17 protein-coding genes, 1 other RNA gene and 1 pseudogene are annotated in these 18,650 nt (G+C 40.1%); 8 read left to right on the top strand and 11 right to left on the bottom strand.

Annotated features, from left to right (window positions below):
• Nucleotides 1–49: 49 nt before the first annotated feature.
• Nucleotides 50–943, top strand: a pseudogene (locus ACFOUY_RS08725) (DNA/RNA non-specific endonuclease).
• A 114-nt stretch (nucleotides 944–1,057) separates the two neighbouring features.
• On the opposite strand, the gene ACFOUY_RS08720 reads toward ACFOUY_RS08725, so the two are convergent.
• The 6 genes from ACFOUY_RS08720 to traJ all read right to left on the bottom strand — a co-directional run bounded on the left by ACFOUY_RS08720 (nucleotide 1,058) and on the right by traJ (nucleotide 5,411).
• Entirely contained in the window at nucleotides 1,058–1,237 is a 180-nt protein-coding gene (locus ACFOUY_RS08720; protein ID WP_378960122.1) for a histone H1, read from the bottom strand.
• Between the two features lie 97 nt (nucleotides 1,238–1,334).
• A complete protein-coding gene (locus ACFOUY_RS08715) occupies nucleotides 1,335–2,318 on the bottom strand; it encodes a hypothetical protein (RefSeq protein ID WP_378960121.1) in 984 nt (327 codons plus the stop codon).
• Nucleotides 2,319–2,429: 111 nt separating this feature from the next.
• Complete coding sequence (traM, locus tag ACFOUY_RS08710) at nucleotides 2,430–3,476, bottom strand: conjugative transposon protein TraM (RefSeq protein ID WP_378960120.1); 1,047 nt, start codon at nucleotides 3,474–3,476, stop codon at nucleotides 2,430–2,432.
• A 27-nt stretch (nucleotides 3,477–3,503) separates the two neighbouring features.
• On the bottom strand, nucleotides 3,504–3,710 hold the full coding sequence (locus ACFOUY_RS08705; RefSeq protein ID WP_378960119.1) for a hypothetical protein: 207 nt from the start codon (nucleotides 3,708–3,710) through the stop codon (nucleotides 3,504–3,506).
• Nucleotides 3,711–3,713: 3 nt separating this feature from the next.
• Entirely contained in the window at nucleotides 3,714–4,328 is a 615-nt protein-coding gene (gene traK, locus ACFOUY_RS08700) for a conjugative transposon protein TraK (RefSeq protein ID WP_378960118.1), read from the bottom strand.
• A gap of 12 nt (nucleotides 4,329–4,340) precedes the next feature.
• Nucleotides 4,341–5,411, bottom strand: a complete 1,071-nt coding sequence (gene traJ / locus ACFOUY_RS08695) for a conjugative transposon protein TraJ (protein ID WP_378960117.1) — start codon at nucleotides 5,409–5,411, stop codon at nucleotides 4,341–4,343.
• A gap of 29 nt (nucleotides 5,412–5,440) precedes the next feature.
• Here traJ and ACFOUY_RS08690 point away from each other — a divergent pair, with 29 nt between their 5' ends.
• The 5 genes from ACFOUY_RS08690 to ACFOUY_RS08670 all read left to right on the top strand — a co-directional run bounded on the left by ACFOUY_RS08690 (nucleotide 5,441) and on the right by ACFOUY_RS08670 (nucleotide 12,596).
• Nucleotides 5,441–7,594 (top strand): hypothetical protein, encoded by a 2,154-nt coding sequence (locus ACFOUY_RS08690; RefSeq protein WP_378960116.1) that lies wholly within the window; start codon nucleotides 5,441–5,443, stop codon nucleotides 7,592–7,594.
• 281 nt (nucleotides 7,595–7,875) lie between these two features.
• Nucleotides 7,876–8,892: a type IV toxin-antitoxin system AbiEi family antitoxin gene (locus ACFOUY_RS08685; RefSeq protein WP_378960115.1), complete on the top strand. Its 1,017-nt coding sequence runs from the start codon at nucleotides 7,876–7,878 to the stop codon at nucleotides 8,890–8,892.
• The gene (locus tag ACFOUY_RS08680; RefSeq protein WP_378960114.1) at nucleotides 8,882–9,664 is read left to right on the top strand and encodes a nucleotidyl transferase AbiEii/AbiGii toxin family protein; all 783 of its coding nucleotides are present in this window, start codon (nucleotides 8,882–8,884) and stop codon (nucleotides 9,662–9,664) included. Before ACFOUY_RS08685 ends, ACFOUY_RS08680 begins: the two co-directional genes overlap by 11 nt.
• Nucleotides 9,665–9,710: 46 nt before the next feature.
• A complete protein-coding gene (locus ACFOUY_RS08675) occupies nucleotides 9,711–10,736 on the top strand; it encodes a BT4734/BF3469 family protein (RefSeq protein ID WP_378960113.1) in 1,026 nt (341 codons plus the stop codon).
• A 165-nt stretch (nucleotides 10,737–10,901) separates the two neighbouring features.
• Complete coding sequence (locus tag ACFOUY_RS08670) at nucleotides 10,902–12,596, top strand: reverse transcriptase domain-containing protein (RefSeq protein WP_378960112.1); 1,695 nt, start codon at nucleotides 10,902–10,904, stop codon at nucleotides 12,594–12,596.
• 879 nt (nucleotides 12,597–13,475) lie between these two features.
• On the opposite strand, the gene ACFOUY_RS08665 is transcribed toward ACFOUY_RS08670, so the two are convergent.
• The 3 genes from ACFOUY_RS08665 to ACFOUY_RS08655 form a co-directional block, all read right to left on the bottom strand.
• Nucleotides 13,476–14,735 (bottom strand): site-specific integrase, encoded by a 1,260-nt coding sequence (locus tag ACFOUY_RS08665; RefSeq protein WP_378960111.1) that lies wholly within the window; start codon nucleotides 14,733–14,735, stop codon nucleotides 13,476–13,478.
• 259 nt (nucleotides 14,736–14,994) lie between these two features.
• Nucleotides 14,995–15,360, bottom strand: a transfer-messenger RNA (tmRNA) gene (ssrA, locus tag ACFOUY_RS08660).
• A gap of 102 nt (nucleotides 15,361–15,462) precedes the next feature.
• Entirely contained in the window at nucleotides 15,463–15,822 is a 360-nt protein-coding gene (locus tag ACFOUY_RS08655; RefSeq protein ID WP_378960110.1) for a response regulator transcription factor, read from the bottom strand.
• A gap of 170 nt (nucleotides 15,823–15,992) precedes the next feature.
• Between ACFOUY_RS08655 and ACFOUY_RS08650 the strand changes: the two genes are divergently transcribed.
• Together ACFOUY_RS08650 and ACFOUY_RS08645 are read left to right on the top strand one after the other, a co-directional pair.
• Entirely contained in the window at nucleotides 15,993–16,811 is an 819-nt protein-coding gene (locus tag ACFOUY_RS08650; RefSeq protein WP_378960109.1) for an aldo/keto reductase, read from the top strand.
• Nucleotides 16,812–16,952: 141 nt separating this feature from the next.
• Nucleotides 16,953–17,090 carry an aldo/keto reductase gene (locus ACFOUY_RS08645; protein WP_378960108.1) on the top strand — a complete coding sequence of 46 codons (138 nt, stop codon included), beginning with the start codon at nucleotides 16,953–16,955 and terminating at the stop codon, nucleotides 17,088–17,090.
• Nucleotides 17,091–17,096: 6 nt separating this feature from the next.
• On the opposite strand, the gene ACFOUY_RS08640 is transcribed toward ACFOUY_RS08645, so the two are convergent.
• Both ACFOUY_RS08640 and ACFOUY_RS08635 read right to left on the bottom strand, forming a co-directional pair.
• Nucleotides 17,097–17,870 (bottom strand): NIPSNAP family protein, encoded by a 774-nt coding sequence (locus ACFOUY_RS08640; protein WP_378960107.1) that lies wholly within the window; start codon nucleotides 17,868–17,870, stop codon nucleotides 17,097–17,099.
• A 20-nt stretch (nucleotides 17,871–17,890) separates the two neighbouring features.
• Nucleotides 17,891–18,520: a DUF4159 domain-containing protein gene (locus tag ACFOUY_RS08635; protein WP_378960106.1), complete on the bottom strand. Its 630-nt coding sequence runs from the start codon at nucleotides 18,518–18,520 to the stop codon at nucleotides 17,891–17,893.
• Nucleotides 18,521–18,650 lie beyond the last annotated feature (130 nt).

Here is an 18,650-nt window from a genome sequence, read left to right as displayed (position 1 = left end):
AAAGTATGCATATAGTAAATAATTCCTTCTCTGCTGCCAAAATTTGCGAATGCAGCTGGGAGATCAAGAGAAACGAGGTATCTACCTTATTTTTAAAGGCACTGGCGATCCGGGTATTATCGTAGGTGCACCAGATACTGATCCTGTAGATAACGGAAATGCCACTACCCCAACTCCGGGCAGAGGAACCCCCGAAGCAGGTGTTGATGCACCCCCATCGGGAGGCGACAATTCGAATTTATTGTTTGGTAACCCCTCATCTGCATCAACATCAATTGTCTCAGCAGAAAACTATCTGATAGATCAAAAATATTATGCAGAAAGCTACAGCATGAGCCGCGGGATACCCAACTGGGTAAGCTGGCATCTAGACCCAGATAACTTTAACGGAACAGCAAGCAGAAAAGATGATCTCGCTTCATTTACCGGCCTACCCGCAAATTGGTACCAGGTACACTGCCCTAGCGGAGACCGGACAAGCTCAAGTACGGCGAACTCGGCTACCTTCTTAATGACCATATGATCCCACAGGCACCCAACAACAACCAGAAAACAATGGGAATTTTTTGAAAGCTATCTCCGCGCCCCGGCATTAAACGGCTATGAGGTCTATGTGATCATGGGCAATTACGGTACAGGCGGTATCGGTTCGGCAAGTGCCTCTGTTGCCAATACCATAAACAGCGGAAAAGTGACGGTTCCGGCAAACGTATGGAAAATAGCCGTATTACTGAAAACCGGAGATAATGATCTGAACAGAGTGAGCGCTTCGACCAGAGTGATTGCAATCAATACACCGAACATAAACAGCACGAGTGCAAGTTGGAAAGACTATATCGTTTCTGTTCGCGATATTGAAAGCGCAACAGGCTATAATTTACTCTCAAATCTTCCACAAAATATACAAGATGTAGTGGAGAAAGCGAGGGATAGCGGCAGTTAACACACAAAATCATTAATGAAAGAATTTTGGTGAAAAACTAAAATGAAACGTCAAAAAATCTCCTGGCAAAAAATTGCCAGGAGATTTAAAATATCCCAAAACAGTCTTTTTTATTTATTTATCGCTGTTTTTCTTTTCAGTTACTTCAGCTCTGATTTCCTGAGCCAAAACCTTCAAATCCTGCATTGCCTTACGTAGACGGGTACCAGCGGCAGCATTTCCGTTTTCATAAAATTTTGTTGCATCAGCCTCGATAGCTGAGATCACTTCTTTAACTTTTTCAAACTTTTCCATAATTGGGTTTTATAGATAGCCGGAAATCCGGCCACCTGGTTTAACAATTGAATGATTCGTTTTACAAAAAACGAGCCGCGAAATTAACAAAAGGGAATTAAATACCCATACCCTGACTGGCAGAGTGACCTTTTTCTTTGCTGTTTGCTTTGGAAATAACCTTATTCTGGCTAGCCTCTTTGAGGAATTGCTCACGTTTCTCAGGCCTGCCATTCGCGGCAAACATATTGAGCTGAGAATAACGCGGCACGGCCTCTACGTGAAGTTTGACCTGTTCTCCATTCTTTTCCACAGTGATGGTTGGCCGGTCACCGTTTTTTAATTGAGCTTCCAGTTTCTCCCTTTCCTTTGGGGTTTCCAATTCCTTGATATTGAACTTATCGAGCACCTCTTTCAGGTTAAAACCGTATGATGGATCATGATACTGGTTCATGTTGAAATTCATGTGCCTATCTCTCGGACCATCCAGATCCAGCTTCATCCAAGCCTTATACGGCAAACCACCCTGGGTGAGCATATCCTCTCTATAGACCGCACGTCCTTCAATCAAGTTAATCGACTGCGAAGCGGTAAAACCTTTCCCCCTCTCCACCCAAATCGTCTGCGGTAAAGGAGGGTTTCGGAAAGTGCGACCGAAGTCCTTGTCGACATAATTGATTTTGCCTTCTTCCATTGTCGCCAGTTTGGTTTTATGGGCAGCATCTTTACCAACGGCGAGCTCTGCATTTCCGGTATGCTTTTTAAATACCTCGATTGCCTCGGCTACGTTTTCCCTTTTCCAGACATTGTTTTTTCCAGGTGTTTCGCTCGGTGAGATGACCAGATACTGTTGGCCAGGCTCAAGGGGTTTACCTTCATTGAGGGAAACATCGTACTTATTTAAATAATAATTTTCCGACTGGCCGGATTGTTTAAAGTACAGATTCATATCGACTTGTCCCTTATGGCCAGCGACCTGATCCTTTAAGGTAAACTCGGGCACGTTGGCCTTCATATTCTGCTCCATTTTTTCTACCAGCTCCTTTTTGAAGCCAAGATTTTGCATTTCAGATTTGAGATTTTCCAGATTGTTCAAATTCATACTATTGTGTTTTATGGTTATAGAATTGCGCATTTGCGCCTTAATTAAATTTTGGATTCTTTAAGAGTGAAGGGGCAGCAGATCTTTCTGCTGTACACAATTAAGAGTTCACTATTTTCGGATCTGGTTATTGCGAAGCAGTACAGGAAAGCCTGCCTTGACCTTCATTTTCACCCGCCTTACTTTTTTTGAAAACAACCCTTTTGCTGCATCAATCCCCGCTCCTGCCATCTGCACACCAGTTGACTGATCCATGGTTAGCAACTGCAGACTTCTGACCGCATCATCCGCCCCACCGGAAATGGCACTACTGACGACCGCATCGGGCGCCTCTATACCTCGAATGCCGTCAAGTCCATACAATGACAGATCCACTGGAATGATATTGTTTTCCATCCTGATGGTCTTGACATCGACCATTAGCCGTTGATTTGTCAGGTTACAGAGACCATAAATAAAATGCCCCTTGGGCAATACAAAACCGTTAATGAGAAGTGTATCCTGTAAGATAAGCTTCAACACCGCCCCTTGAATAAGCGTTTGTTTTTCTGCAACCTGAGCTGGAATGGCCGCAAAAAGTTCATTAGGTGCCGCATTTACTTCTTTGATGTAAGCATCACGAACCCTTTGCGGATGCTGTATATCCAGCACCTTTTCCAGCATCCCACTAAGCTGCTTCATTTCCTGGTCTTCACCACTACTCCCATTCATAGAGGACATGAGTTTTTCCAGCCTGTCGACATCCGAACTCATACCGGGCACCGTTATGGTTCTATCAACTGATTTTTTCACCACTGGCTCAGCAGGTTGATTGATCTGGTTGTTTAATTGTGCAAGCTTGGCATCAATCTCCCGCGTGGGATCAGCCTGACTGGGCCTCCTAAAGCCAAGGCGATTAGCAATCTGATCAAGCCCATTGCTTTCTGCTTTGACAGAATCCCGCCCTCCCTGCTCATAGATTTCCATCTTATCAGTCGGTTTCTCTTTTTTAAAGCTGGCATCTGGCAGTGTCGCATTGAGACCCCTTTGCTTTTTGGGTCCAAGACTATTCCCCTGACCACCACCCATGGCGTAAAAAGCGAGCGCCAGGAAAGGCAAGATTAGTAAGGGAATGACTAGCAGGATTTTCCTCTTGTCAATTGTTCTTTGATTTTTCATCTTTGTGTTTTTTTTATTAATCCTAAATTAATTTCTGCCCAGAATCAGCCAGAGCAGGTAGGCACTACAAATCGTGCAAAATGCAATAAGCATGGCCAATAGCGCTTTTGCAGAAAGGTTCCGGCAATGCCAGTTCAGCCATGCCGAGATTCTTGACTGCATTTTTAGAAGCTGTCCTTTGAGCTCAACCAATGCGTTTGGTAGTGGCAGTTTTCTATTTTTTATTTTCCCCATGGCTCAATTTTTTAACGGCTCGTCGTAGTTGTCCAGTGTTTCCCAGCGCTGAATGAGAAAGCCATGCGGGTTATTATCCGACCGGGACACGTTTCTCAAAGTTCCTGTAGTGATGAGCTTCCTGGTTACCGTTGAAGTTGCCCGGATCAGTTTCTGGGTCGCATAACATCGAAAAGAGTATGGATATTGGTTGAGGTCTAGCTGTGTGCTATCCACCGTAATTTCCTGCGAGATATTGGCGGAAATCAAATTATTGAAATAGCCTTTCTCTTTCAGGTTATCATAGGCCTTCTTGGCGCTCTCATCAGCCAGGTTTAAAGCGGAAGAGATATTAGCCTGAATCACCTTTTCATCCGGGTCAAGGGTAAAAAAGTAATGGTGGAACATCTTGATGTGATCGCGGATCTCTACCGCAATATTATCCTTTCGCTCTGCCGATACTGCCTCCAGCACTTTCCCATTGGCCAGTATGTAAACGGTACCATTTGCCTTTGAAGCCATTTCAAAACCTTTGTAAATCGCAAACCCGGAAATCAGCGCACAGGCAATGATGAGAAATATACTGAAACGCTTGATGTGGCTAAAGGCGGTATCGATGTTCTTGAATTGTGTAAACATAGTGTTGGAATTTTAAGTGGTTTTACCGGATATCTTGTCCTTTTGATGGCTGTTCTGATCTGGGAAATAATCACCTTGAGCAGCACTGGCATAACCCTGCGACTGCATCCGGGCACCATCCCCTAGCGCATCGGCCACCATTCCACCCGCACCCATGGCAGCGCTAGCGCCCGATCTTGGTGCAGCAATTACCATCGAGTTCACCTTGGTTAGTATCGCATTTCCGCCACCTGCATGAACGATGTAGTTGGCAACATTTGGAACCGAGAAATAACCCACGATCCCAATGATGAGAAAGACGAGATAAGCGGTATCAGTGGAGGAGAAAAAAGTATCGCCCTGCGCCTCAATTTGCGCGAGATCCACTTTTATCATATTCTCCTGAATTTTGCCCAGAATGCTCCCGAAAATATTGGCGATGGGTAGCCAGAGAAATATGTTCACATATCTGGCGAGCCAAACCGTTAGCGTTTGCTGGAAGCCGTCGAAAACCGCAAAACCAAATACGAGTGGACCAAGAATGGCCAGAACGATGAGAAAAAAAGTTCGTATGGTATTGATGCAAAGCGAAGCTGCTGCATAAAGCACTTCCAGCACTTCTTTTAACCAGGACTTAATGGAATTGCGAAGGTTATAACTTTGTTTTTCCATCCAGAATTGCATACTGTTGCCTAGTCCATCAAGGAAGGTTTCATCCTCACGGCCCGGATCCTTGGGATGGGTGTACTTATACCATTTATCGCTATCCCCCTGCCCGCTCTCCCCAACATACATCTGCCAATTTTTGGATTTTTTGATAGCGGCCTCCTTGATTTTCAGCAACCTTTCAATGGCGAGGTTGCTACCGGTCACCATAGCGCCAGTTGCGGACACCGTGGGCTTTAGCACCCCATTCATGACGGCCAGCACTGCGGGAAACATCATGATGCAAAGGCCTAAGGCAAATGGGCGAAGCAAGGGGTAAAAGTCAATGGGCTCGGCGGCTGCAATCTGACGCCAGACCCGGCTGGCGATATACCACAGTGCCCCGAATCCAGCTATTCCCCGGGCAACATCGATCAGGCGGGAACAGAGCGGCAGCATAGGTCACCAGATCAAAGCATAATAATATTTTGATCGAAGCATATAAATTCCCCCTCTGGATTCTTAGCAGCCAGGCGAAGAATGCTGATGAGTATAAAACAATTACTATATATACAGAGGCAGTGTCATTTTGGATGTTCCGGCTTTCAACTTCCATATCTGATCACCTGAATAGTTTACGGTCTGCGCCGGTGGAGATTTGTCTGGAGTTCGAACAGGAAATGTTATTGGTAAGAGATTCCGTAATCTATGCGAATGCTGAACCTTTTACCGGAGAGATTGAATTGACAGTTGAGCAGAATGTAATTACCATATTGATTCCATTTTCCTTGGTCGGTCTTTTTTCAGCAGAGGATAACTTGGCAGAAAAACTCATCATGAAGGTGATCTTGACCGGATTCAATGTCCTGCTTAGAAAATCTGGCAAGGAACAGATGACAAACGCTTTCATCGATCAGGTTATCGATGAAACGTTAAGTCCATCAAATGCAAAAATGATACTGTTTTCGGATAGCTCTAGTAATCCATTGCTTGACAATAGAGATCTTGTACCTGTAAGGTACTTGATGGATACCGAAAAGGAATTGATCGCAGATCATTTAATTTCGATGTTAAACCCAGCCAAACCAATACCGGAGATGATTGAAGATACGAAGGAAAAAAATAAACTCTGCATGACAATAGTGGGAACGCTCCTGGTGAAGGTGGAAGAGAAGCTTTCTGTCTTTAGGGCAGATAAATTATTGGAATATCTGGTGAGGCTGAATGAATCCCTGATCTTTCAATCCGAGTATAACAGCTTGCTGCTTCCATCAAAAATTGCGTGCTACAGCAACTTTGAGGCAGAAGTAAAAGATGTTAAGAAGAAAGATGGAAAAATAGTTCCCACTTCACTGGCCGTAAGGGGGATCATTGAGTTCGTGGCTGCTAGCCCTACATTTGGTTCAGAGCCTGTTAACCTTGACCAAATCGACGAGATCATTGCATTGATGAACGAAGCGATTTTTTGGGCGAATCTGGCGGATTCCATTGAGCTTTTGGGCAACGATCCAAAGGTGGGATTACTTCCATCTGGAAGAATTGGTGTTTTGGATAATTTCTATGAGCTCGTGCTGAAACCGTTTAACAATTCACGAGCCGAAACTGAAGTGCATTATGCGATCCATCCTGACAAACAGGAGGACAAATTTGATGAAGGGGATGTGTTTGTCAATAATGAAGTTACTGATGCTGCCTTTAAATCTGAGTGGGGAGTTAGCTTTACAACCATTACTGCGCTCTTTGGCAGCTTACAGATGCTTGGTATGCAAAATGGATCATCATTTATGTCAATGAAAGAAAGTGATTTCTTTGCAGAAGTTCCAAAGCTTTTCCGCAAGCCTGTTGATGAGCAAGAGCTAAAAATTGCTATCAATCTTTTTATTCTGGATAAAAGGAAGTCTATAAAAAAGGCTCCAGATGGTTTTATCGCAAAGGATATATTGCCATGGAGGTACAACCGGGCATTAAGTTTTGTCAGAAGGCCCGTCATAAGGATAACCTACCCAGGTGACGACCAACCTACCTATCATTGGGGCTTTAGGCATGTTCTGAGATCTTATATGCAGTTGACAGCCCTGATTTCTTCGGGAAAGATCAAGGTTGCCAAAGAAGGGCAAATTGAAAGCAAGGTGATCAGTATTTTTGTCAAACATAGTGGTAAAAAATATAGAAATGAGGTATTCAAATGGCTTAAAGAAAATACCAATTTGCGTTTGATCGATCATGAAGTTACCATAACTGAAAATGGGCACCTCGTTGCTGATATTAATTATGGCGATGTGGATATCATGGCGATCGATGATGTAAATAAAATTATTTACTCAATCGAATGTAAAAATACCGCATCAGCAAGGGTTGTTCATGAAATGAAGACCGAGCTGGACAGTTACATCGGACAGAATGGAGAAGGTGGCCATATCCTTAAACATTCCAAACGTCATAAGTGGCTAAGTACGCACCAAGATCAGCTGGTTAAATATGTGGATAAGTCCGATGATTATAGAATTGTTTCCTTTGTGCTGAGTTCAAATGTGATACCCGTCGTTTATTTGGCTAAAAATAAGGCTGCATTGCCAATCCGTTCTTTTAGGGATTTGGTCAGAAATGGTTTTGAAACAATAGCAAGAGATTTAAACCAATAAATTCTATTCAGCATATTAGCAGCAAATGGGGAGATGATCTGGAAGCGGTACTTTTATGCATTGAAGCTACTGGCGAAAAGGTTGAGTGCATTCAATGGGAGAATATGACAAACATTACTTCTGATTCGATGTGAAGCACGATTTCCGTTCATAAATTGCTTACGTTCATGATACATGAACAATTAGTAGTAATGAACAATTTTAGTGCTTATTATTGAATTATCATAAATGTTCATTATATTTGATTGTTCATGTTACGTGAACGATGATAAAATGTGAACATGAAAGAAGAACAGATCCTGCTTCCAGTCTTAACAAGGTTTACCGAAATTACGGGTATCGAAGCGAGAATTTTACGAATATCAGAAGGGAAAAAAGCTTCATTTGATGCCGTACTTGAAATATCAAGAGGTCAGCAGAACTATATATTGGAGGTAGATGTTAAAAGTGAGATCAGGACTGCGGCTCTTTCCAGCATTCTCAGTAAGCAAAGATCAACTGATGGCAAACTTCTCATGGTTTCAAGATACATTCCTGCTCCAATGAAGGACGAACTAAAGTCGCATGGGATAAGCTATATAGAAGGTTCTGGAAATTGTTATATAGAAACACGTGGAATATATGTTTATGTAAATGACCAAAAAACTGCTCCGTTAAAGATGGCGGAAGAGACAAAACTTTGGGCGCCTTCAGGGATGAAGTTCATCTTTGCAGTTCTTATGGATAAGGAATTGTTAAATTCTTCATACCGTAACATCGCTTATACTGCAGGGGTTGCCTTGGGGAATATAGGAAGTTTCATAAACGAATTGAAAAGAGAGGGCTATGTGATCTTGGGAACCAGACAAAAGCAGGAAGTACTATTGTTGGAAAACCGAATGATGCTGATCGAAAAATGGGCGGACATGTACCGGGCAATACTTAGGCCAAAGCAACTGGTAGGAAAATTTCGCTTCAACAATAAAGAAGATAGAACGAATTGGCATCGCCAAGTTGCGGCCGACATGGGCATATATTGGGGAGCAGAAACTGCTGGTGCTATTCTTACTAAATACTTATCTCCGCAGATTTATACAATTTATTCAGATGGGGATCGTTTCGAGCTGATGAAAAAACTAAAGATCGTACCCGATCAGAATGGTGAGGTAGAGTTGCTCAGGCCTTTTTGGAATGAGGAAGTGTTTTCAACAGATGGAGATACGGTGCCCCCGTTACTCGCCTATGCTGAACTGATCAGCAGTTTTGACAGCAGGAACCGGGAAACCGCGATGCGCATAAAAGAGAAATATGTCAAATAACCCAATTCTTGCACCTGCCGTGGCTGAAATGCTTATCGATTTACAAGTGGTGTTTTCAGCGTTCAATATCGATTTCTATCTAGTTGGAGCAGTAGCACGGGACATACATCTTTCGGCAAATGAACAGCTGATGGCCACTCGTGGCACAAAGGATGTCGATCTGGCCGTAACGATCAGTGATGAAGGACAGTATAATCAGGTCAAGGCGGCGCTGGTTGAAACGGGACTGTTTGAGGCACACAAAACCGAGGCAATCAAACTCATGTACAAAAACAGCATCGAAGTTGATCTGCTACCGTTTGGCGAAATTGAGCAACCCAACAGAAATGTAAGGCTGACAGCCCCTACTTTTGTCCTGAATATGCCTGGTTTTACAGAGGTATATCCATTTGTCAAGGATTTTGATTTCGGAAATGGGCAGCTCATCAAGGTGTGTACAATGGAGGGAATCGTATTGCTGAAGCTTCTGGCAAACAACGACAGGCCCCAGAGAACAAAGGACATTACAGATATCGAGCATATCATCCAAAGCTATTTTGAACTTTATGATGATGACATCTATATGGTTCATTATGAGTTATTGGAATTATACGATACCAAAGATGTCGATTATATCCAGCTTGTCTGTTCTAGGCTGATCGGCAAAAAAATGAAGGTCATGCTGGAAGGCTCGCCCGAATTGGAGCAGCGTATAATTGCCATCCTTTCCAAAAGGGAAACTGCAAGATGGCAGGCCATGCTGGAAGGAATGAAAGATCTAAACACGATATAGGTAAAAGGATCTATTTTTTGTATAATTGATGAAATAATCACCAGATATGACTTCAGAAAACGCGCTTTCTTTACCCATATCCTTTCAGGCAAATTCCTGGAGCGGTATTTCTGATCAGGTACAGGTTGGACAGAGCCTTGAGATGATCAGAAGCGGGGCATACGCAACACTGGTCAACAGGCTCCGTGGATATTTGGATAAGGGCGATAGGGATACCTATGATCAGGAAAAGAGAAGACTTCCTGCGGTAACCTTCTCTGCAAACTTTAATCAAAAGCGGAACAGGTCTTCTATTTCTCAATACAACCAGCTACTGGTGCTGGATATTGACAAACTGAAGGAGGAGCAGATGGTCTCCCTAAAGGCGAATTTTTTAAATGACCCCTATATATTTGCATTTTGGGAGTCTCCTTCAAAAGCTGGGATAAAGGGACTTATTCATTTTGATTTCGGGAATGATTTTCCAGCAGAGGATGTAAATTTTAGACATTCCTATGGGTTTAGAAAAGCCTATGCCTACTTGCTTGGAAAATACGGGATCGAGATTGATACTAGCGGAAGCGATGTAACCAGGTTATGCTTTTTCTCTTATGATCCATTGCTGAAGGTCAAGACGGAATTTGAATCATTCCCAGTAACCTATAACGAGAGTGAGGCAATTGTGATCAGGGAGGCCGTTCGCTCGGCACACTATATCTATGCCGCGGAGCCAACCCAGAACCAGAAATTCAATCCAGCTGGAAAAAACAAACAGTTAGATCGAACTGCTGTCCAGGCCATCATTCGACATCTTAACAAAAGGGGGCTTTCAATCACCGACAGTTTTAACAACTGGTACCAGATTGGCTATGCGATAGCAAATACCTTTACCCATGAACTGGGCGTAAAGTATTTCTTTGCCCTCTCTAAAATGGATGGGAAGAAGTTCAATGAACAGGGTTGCAGGGATATGATCAACTATTGCTTTGCGAACTCGATGGGAAAGTTTAGCTTTGCCACCGTAGTCTATTTTGCAAAACAGGTGGGTTACAGGGAAAAGAGAGAGGTACCTAAGGTGGAAGTGATCCTATGAAAATGGGATATCAGTCGCAAGTATTAACAGCCATTCTGTGCACGACAAAGTTGGGAGGCGCTCTAATAGTTCAGTATTCTTATATCAGGAACCTCGATCTTTTTCTTTATGCTGGTTTTTAAGGATTTTTCCTCTGACAGGGCAATTTTGGAAATCCTTTGCAAAATGAGGGTTAAGCTGGCGCATCGAAGAAATAAAGATCACCTGATACATCTGCACACGTCAAATCCGCAAAAAAACTACCACAGAAGTGGACCGACTAAAAGCGAAGAACTACTCTGTAGTCTTTTTCCTCCAAGAAAAAAGTGGAAGACCGTTTTACAGCACAAACGATTTAAGGACGGAGCAGCAAGGAGCACGAGCGAAAAAACCTTGATTTCCCTGTATGCAACGATCAAGTATTTTGAAAGAACAGAGCCAACTGCCGATTTCCTGGTCCAAATGAACGATTTTATTAAGGAAATACAGAGTGCGTTGCACGAGGGAGGTTATAAAATTGCTTCCCCGAAGATCATTCCCAAGCTCAAGGAAGACAAGCCAAGTTTAACGAAAAAAAATATTTGCAGGCCAATTGCTTCTTTCGGATTAAAGGACAAGATCATTCTTAGTATTACCAACAGATACCTGACTGCCATATTTGATCCATTTTTTATTGATCGTTCATATGCTTTCAGGTACAAACGGATGATCAACGGCAAGGAGATGTGCCCGACACACCATGAGCCTGTGGAAGAAATACTGACCTATAGGAAAGAGCACGATGGGGTGAGCCTATTTGTTGCAGAATGCGATATGAAAAAATTCTTTGACACAGTGAACCATAGTGTTATCAAGGGAATTTTCAGACAGTTTTTTGACCGCAAATTAATTTTGGCATATCCAGTAGAGGACATCGACAATGCAAAACGTATTTTGTATGATTATCTTGATGTATATACTTTTAACCACAGTGTTCTGCCTTTGAATGACGACCAGAAAAACTTTAAGAAATTTAACATTCCTGGAAAATATGAGTGGGTTAAGGAAGAACTGATTTCAAATGGATATTATAAGCGCGTCGCTAGTGCCAAAATAGGAATTCCCCAAGGAGGTGCTTTATCCGGGCTAATTGCGAATGTTGTTTTACATGGGGTAGACAAACAAGTGATCCGTAAAACTGATGCAGAGCTATTGTATGTCAGGTTTTGCGATGATATGCTTATTATTCATCCTGATGAAAAAGAATGCGCATCTGCCTTTAACAGATATCTTTCAGGAATTCGATCGAAAAAGCTAGTGGTTCACCAGCCGGTGAACACGCCTTATTTGAATCCGCGTGACTTTTGGGCTGAAAAATCAAAGAGCTGTTACGTATGGGGAAGTGAACGTGGAATAGGATCGCCCTGGATTGGCTTTGTCGGCTATGAAATACACCATCAGGGCTATTTGAGAGTGAGGAAGAGTTCTTTGATGAAAGAGATGAAAAAACAGTTCAAGGTTGTTGGTGACCTTAAGCTAATCCTAAAGGATCCACATTGCAGGAGCAGCGAGAACACGATATATGAATCGGTCGCCAATAGGTTGATCGGTATGTCGGTTGGCCGGGTGAATCTTTGGAACTACAGGGATATGAAAAATGAGATGTGCTGGACAAGCGGTTACAGGCTATTGACCGACAATAAATATACACGCATTCAGCTCAAACGACTTGATTCTAGTAGGAATAGATTATTGTTGAAACTTCGCAACAAGATTGCAAAAATGAAGTCCAGTGAAAAGACCGAGGAGACTGAAGAAGAAGAAAATGCCATATCAATTGAGCAGATATACTTGGGCAGTCCCTTCAGCTATTACTATCAGACATTAAAAAATAAGAGATAGACAAATGATTTAGGGTTTCGGCATAGACTGGTTTGAAAGTAAACCCTTTTCTGGAAAATCTTTTAAAATAATAGCTCCATTATTTTCACGGCGACCCCTATCAAAACATACAGGCCAGATTCCTTCTTGGCTTTCAACTATACTAGCGAAAAATTTTATCGAATTGTTTAGACACGTGATCCAAATGTAAGCTTCCCTATTTTCAGCCAATATAGAGTACATTTATTTAACTATTTGTCTCAATAAACAAACCCTATTTTAAGGTTTATGATAATTAGCAACTTTCGCTAATTCCTGCAAATCAGATAGGAAGAAGTTCGAAATTTGTCCAATAAGGGCTCCCACTTGCAAGTGTTTAAAAATGATTTCACATCCTCGTCATGACAAGCAAAGTTTTTCAATTAGGTTTTTCTAGAGATGATAACATCCCCCCTTTATAACTCGTATTACACAATGACTTTGCTCATCATATATGAGTACCATAAAATGTTTGCCATTCGGTATAATTGAAGTTGGCAGTTTCTTCCCAATCAGCAGATCCCGAAATCCTACAATCCTGCTTTCAACATGTTGACATGAAACAAAATATTTATATTAAGTCAAGGCAGTAGCGATTTTAGGGTTTTCCCAAGAATAAATGCAGAAAAGTTTATGAATTTGCTTTCCAACTTTCCATTTATAAAGATAATCAACACCCTCCCATTTTCACTGCCAAATACCGGTAGCGCTAAGGTGTTAGTTCTAAGGCCTCTGTAGCTGCCAATAAGCAATTGGGCCGCAACCAAGTTTTGGCAATCTTCACCGATTACACGCGTTTGAATCTTGCCTCTCCCAGTTTATGAGATGTTTTCATCTCTATCTTTAATCAGGCGATTTCCATCATTTCGTAATTGTATAATTATATGTTTTTATTGTTGTTTTCTTGGGTTTCTCTCCTCCAAGCTTTAAGGTGAGTTTAGCCATGTCGTTATCAACCTTTTTATCCATAATTTTCGCATAATGCTGTGTCGTCTTGATATTTTTATGGCCGAGCATCTTGCTTACCGTCTCAATCGGTACATCATTCATCAAAGTTATAGTGGTGGCAAAAGTGTGTCGTGCCAGATGAAATGTGAGAATTGTTTTGATATCACAGACATCTGCGATTTCTTTCAGATAAGCGTTAGTTTTTTGATTTGAGCTGACCGGAAAAAGTTTTTCTGAATTTTTGCAAAGTGGATGATCTTCGTATTTATCTGACAGCTCTTTTGCTTTAGGCAGCAAAGGAATTCTGGTTGGTGTTCCCGTTTTCTGTCTATTGGATATAATCCAACGTTCATCTTCTTTTCCAATGATAACCTCGGTTTTTTTTAACTGGTAAATATCAATATAAGCAAGTCCGGTATAGCAGCTAAACAAAAATATATCTTTAACGCGCTGGAGGCGTTCATTAGGAAAATCTGTTTGCTCGAGTTTGCTTACCTCGTGTTCAGTAAGGCAAACCCTGTCGATTTCCTTAACCGTTGCCTTGAAATTGGAGAATGGATCCTTGATAATCCATCCATTTGCCAAACAGATTTTAATGACCTTCTTTAAGTTTTTAATATACTTTACAGCCGAGTTGTTTGAACATTTTCGCACCGATCGAAGGAAGAAATCGTAATCGGTTAAGAATTTATGATCGATTTGCTTGATATCAATATCCGAAACCTTGTATTTTTCTCTTAAAAATTGGCAGACATGACGTAATGCGGTCTGATATCTCAAAAGTGTCATTCTGGAAAAATCGCGGCCAACCAATTCTTTCATTTCTTTATTATGGTCTTCAAATACCTCAGTAAGCTTCCTTGACTTATCTGATTTACCTAAAAACTCATCCATTAAGCTCTCTGCATTAATTTCTTGACCCAACATCAAAAGCCTTCTTTGTGCATCCTGTACCTGTAATTCAAGTTGATTAAGGTATGCATTTAATATCTTGGCTCGTGTTGAATTCCCTTTTAGCCTCCCATTGTTCCATTCCTTTTCCAAACACTTTTTACCTGTCGCCGTCTCCACACGCTGTTTTGACATCGTTATTCTTAAATAAATTGATTGCTCTTCAACATTGTTGTTTTTTCCTTGTTTAAGGAAGAAGATTAAACTAAAATTTCTTTTCATAAAATTGCTCTTAAAAGGTGAATAAAGTTAAGATTGCAATCAAAAAAAATCAAGATGTTCAAGCATTAAACATCTTGTAAATCAATTACTTACCAACAAAAGAGGTGCGTCTTTTTTTTAACGTGCCTGACGCACCTCTTTACGCACCTCGCATATGCGATATTTAGGCCAAAATGCCACTAAATCCCTAAAAACAAAAGCCTGCAAATCGTTGATTTGCAGGCTTTTAGTGTTTTTTGATAAATTTGAGTACTGATTCCAGTGGAGCCGAAGGGAGTCGAACCCTTGTCCAGTTGTGAGATAACTTATACCTTCTACATGCTTATTTTTCAATTAATTTTCGGGAAATAAACGGGCTGAAAACCGACCTTATTTAAATCCTTAGATACTTTATCTCACTTTAAGTCGTATCTCCTTAAAGCCAGCTTTGTTATTTCGATGCCCCAGATTCTAACCTAACAATGCAGCAATTAGAGGGACAAAAGCTATTTAGTTCTAAACTAAGCAGCTAAGGCGTAAGTATTTTCGCCAACTAAAATGTGAACGTTCACTTTAAGTGCTCTCCGTACAACGCACTGCATGCTAACATAACCTTCGCCACCCTGTCAAATCCAAGAACGGCCCCAGTTTCGAGTTTTCAATTTCAATTGAGAAACAAGACAACAAATGTACATAAAATATCCCATTAGGAAATATTGAATAATTAAATTTTAAAGACTTTTGAGCTTTAATGAATTTGAGCATCTACTCTGCTCACAAAATCATCTATATCAAAAGGTTTATTAATATAATCTTCTGCATTACATCTGCTTCTCATTTCTGCGTCAGAAAAATTAGCCGACATCATTACAATTGGCATGTTCGAAGTTTCCTTATTTGCCTTTAATTCGCAACATAAATCTAATCCATTTCCATCAGGCAACATTACATCAAGCAAGAATAAATTTGCCCGAAATGCATTTGCACCTTTTTTAAAATCCTGTATATTTTTAAAGTATTTTACTTCGTAGTGCTCTTCCTCTAAAATGAAGCCTATGATTTCTATGATATCGTCATTATCTTCGAGTACACATATTCGCTTAGTCATAATCTGTAAATTTTAGTTCTTTCAATAGCAACCAAAATCAAGCTGTAATGTTTTGATTTTTAGAAAGTTAAAAGCACTCCGATAAGGTTTAATGTTTATCGAAGATTTAAAACAATAAGGGCGTCAGTCTGTTTATTTTTTTTGCACTCGATAATTTCTTAAACATAAAAATGGATAATATACTTAAGATAGGCAAAAACTCTAGTAAGCCTTTTGACGCTAATCGTATTGGTTATGGCACTATGCGCCTTACTGGTAAACATTTTTTCGGAGAACCCGAAAACAGACCCAAAGCTTTGCAAATTTTAAAAACAGCAATAGAATTGGGCGTAAATTACCTTGATACCGCAGATTATTACGGTTTGGATGTAACCAACCGATTGATTGCTGAAGCCCTTTATCCATATAATGATAATTTAATAATTGGAACCAAGATTGGCGCAATGCGTAAAGAAAATGCCAGCTGGAATACTTTTAGTACGCCAGAACAATTAAGGCAAAGCGTAGAAAACAACCTTAAAGTACTTAAATTAGAACAACTCGCCGTAGTTCATTTTAGGTATATGCCTGGCAGCCAAACATCTTTTGAGGAGTCGTTAAGTGCCGTTTTTGAAATGCAAGAGGAAGGAAAAATAGCTCATGTTGGTTTAAGCAATGTTTCTAGGGAACAATTAGAAACTGGTATAAAAATGGGTAGAATAAGTACAATACAAAATTTATACGGCTACACACAGCGTACAACTCTAGTAGGCCCAATGGGTGGTGCTGGAGCGGAAGAAATTTTCGATTTACTTGAGGCAAATCAAATACCACTAATTCCATATTTCTCTTTAGAAACATCATTAGGAAAAGGCCAGGAAAAAATAGAAGAAATTGCAAAAAAATATAATGTAAGTACAGCCCAAATGAATATTGCTTGGTTACTACATAAATCACCATTAATCCTGTTTTCCGCACTGGGACACCCAAGATTAAAACATAAGTCTTAGAATTGAATATTTGAAAACAAATTTATTAAAAAAGGCGTTTAGCAAATTCTCAGGGGCTCAAATTTACTTGGGACACCTAACCGCGGAAAACAGGAAAAAATAGAAGAAATTGCAAAAAAATATAATGTAAGTACAGCCCAAATGAATATTGCTTGGTTACTACATAAATCACCATTAATTTTACCAATCCCAGGCACAACCTCAATTAATCATCTTAAAGAAAATATAGCAGCAGCAGAAATTTCTATTTCTAAGGAGGATATGAATTATTTGGGTTAGCGTAAATTACAAGTCCGAATAATTTGTTGGGTAAAGAAACAAGGTTACATTTTTCGAAACATTGTGCTGATACTGTGGTAAGCCACTTATCTTTTTGTAATCGTCGCCAAATGCTGCCCAATGTTTATCTCTATCAGCTTTGTTATTAAATGTAGTTAAATACATCAAATTAGGCATTTTACTTCCCGAAATTACTTGACCATAGAAAACTGCATTAAAATTCAGTTTTGAAAAAATATCAACTTCATAATCGTTAAACATTTCAATTTTATTTGTTGCAAGTTTTTCAGTAGCCGATTCATAGCTTCTTAATTCGTAAACTCTTTCGCTTTTCGGCGAGTTTAAATTCGGAACGGCAAATTCTGGCATTGCCGCAAAGGCTTTGAGCAAAGTTGACTCTATTCTTGTGTAGGGTGCAGAATTATATTCGGCATTTAGATAGTCTGCTCCCGATTTCAGGTATTGTTTATCTGTTGCTAAAGCTTCATTTACCCTAATAATATCATCAAATTTTTTAAAAGGAATGAATACATAAATCAACTGTTCTAAAGTATCTGCTACAATAGGCTTGAAAACGCCAATGCTTTTAATTCCTGCCCTATGCAATGCGGGTAGATATGCATCTTTTAAATAGTTATCAACTTTGGTTTCCTGCAATTTAGTTTTTAAATGGTAAACTTTTAATTGATAATAATAGGATGTTTTAACTGCAAAAACATTTCCTGATGCAATGGCTAAAATTGCAAAAACAAGCAGTAGTTTAATTGATATATATTTCAAAATTTCGACTTTTTTAAGATTTAACTATTTACGCCCATGGCATATAAAATAATATTTACAGCAAACTTAGTATTATCTTCTGCAAGAAAACGCTTATTTCTGAAATCGTAGTCCCATTCACATCCGTAATCTTTATTGCTGTACAAAACACCAATTCTATTGTTAAATGATACAGCTTTCAAATAATCGTGAACCAAATCATCTCCCCAGCCATTTAATTCGAAAGAAGTAGTGGGTGGCCCCTTTTCAAATTTAAAGAATGAATTATAAATAGCATGGTTATTCGGAATCTTTTTTAAGGCCGATGCTCCAAATAAATTACTCATCTGAGTTTCAAAAGAACGGGCAAATAAACCATCAATATCATGATTACAATCATCTACAAAAACAAACCCACCGTTTTGAACATACATTTTAAAATTAGCGGCTTCTTGCTGGTTAAATTGAACGAGTTTATGCCCACTTAAATAACAGAATGGATATTTAAATAAGTCTGGGCTACTCAACTCTACTATTTTTTCTTCTTCATCGAGTGGAATTGTAGTGTACTCTAATAAAGAATTTAATACATTCGAAGGCATACGCTGGTCGGTATCCCAATCGCCCGAGTTGTATTTTAACCTAGCAAATGTAAATCTGGATCTTTGCATCGCTCTAAATTAGTGTCAATTTTTATTAATTAATGTTTTTAACGAGAGAATCTTGTAAATTTTTTGATATTCTTTCACTATAGCGAAAAATATATGCCTTAATGCGCTATATTGAGGCACAATATTCATA

It is taken from the genome of Pedobacter jamesrossensis (genome assembly GCF_042650905.1).
GTDB classification, from domain to species: Bacteria; Bacteroidota; Bacteroidia; order Sphingobacteriales; family Sphingobacteriaceae; genus Pedobacter; species Pedobacter jamesrossensis.
This window is presented reverse-complemented; position numbering and strand designations above follow the sequence as displayed.

Bases quoted from the DNA above. Each gene is read 5' to 3' on its own strand.
- ACFOUY_RS08635 (WP_378960106.1), bottom strand. From the start codon at position 18,520: ATGCAAAGATCCAGATTTACATTTGCTAGGTTAAAATACAACTCGGGC.
- ACFOUY_RS08685 (WP_378960115.1), top strand. From the start codon at position 7,876: ATGAAAGAAGAACAGATCCTGCTTCCAGTCTTAACAAGGTTTACCGAA.
- ACFOUY_RS08680 (WP_378960114.1), top strand. From the start codon at position 8,882: ATGTCAAATAACCCAATTCTTGCACCTGCCGTGGCTGAAATGCTTATC.
- ACFOUY_RS08645 (WP_378960108.1), top strand. From the start codon at position 16,953: ATGAATATTGCTTGGTTACTACATAAATCACCATTAATTTTACCAATC.
- ACFOUY_RS08665 (WP_378960111.1), bottom strand. From the start codon at position 14,735: ATGAAAAGAAATTTTAGTTTAATCTTCTTCCTTAAACAAGGAAAAAAC.
- ACFOUY_RS08655 (WP_378960110.1), bottom strand. From the start codon at position 15,822: ATGACTAAGCGAATATGTGTACTCGAAGATAATGACGATATCATAGAA.
- ACFOUY_RS08720 (WP_378960122.1), bottom strand. From the start codon at position 1,237: ATGGAAAAGTTTGAAAAAGTTAAAGAAGTGATCTCAGCTATCGAGGCT.
- traM (WP_378960120.1), bottom strand. From the start codon at position 3,476: ATGAAAAATCAAAGAACAATTGACAAGAGGAAAATCCTGCTAGTCATT.
- ACFOUY_RS08650 (WP_378960109.1), top strand. From the start codon at position 15,993: ATGGATAATATACTTAAGATAGGCAAAAACTCTAGTAAGCCTTTTGAC.
- ACFOUY_RS08715 (WP_378960121.1), bottom strand. From the start codon at position 2,318: ATGAATTTGAACAATCTGGAAAATCTCAAATCTGAAATGCAAAATCTT.
- ACFOUY_RS08670 (WP_378960112.1), top strand. From the start codon at position 10,902: ATGAGGGTTAAGCTGGCGCATCGAAGAAATAAAGATCACCTGATACAT.
- traJ (WP_378960117.1), bottom strand. From the start codon at position 5,411: ATGCTGCCGCTCTGTTCCCGCCTGATCGATGTTGCCCGGGGAATAGCT.
- ACFOUY_RS08705 (WP_378960119.1), bottom strand. From the start codon at position 3,710: ATGGGGAAAATAAAAAATAGAAAACTGCCACTACCAAACGCATTGGTT.
- ACFOUY_RS08675 (WP_378960113.1), top strand. From the start codon at position 9,711: ATGACTTCAGAAAACGCGCTTTCTTTACCCATATCCTTTCAGGCAAAT.
- traK (WP_378960118.1), bottom strand. From the start codon at position 4,328: ATGTTTACACAATTCAAGAACATCGATACCGCCTTTAGCCACATCAAG.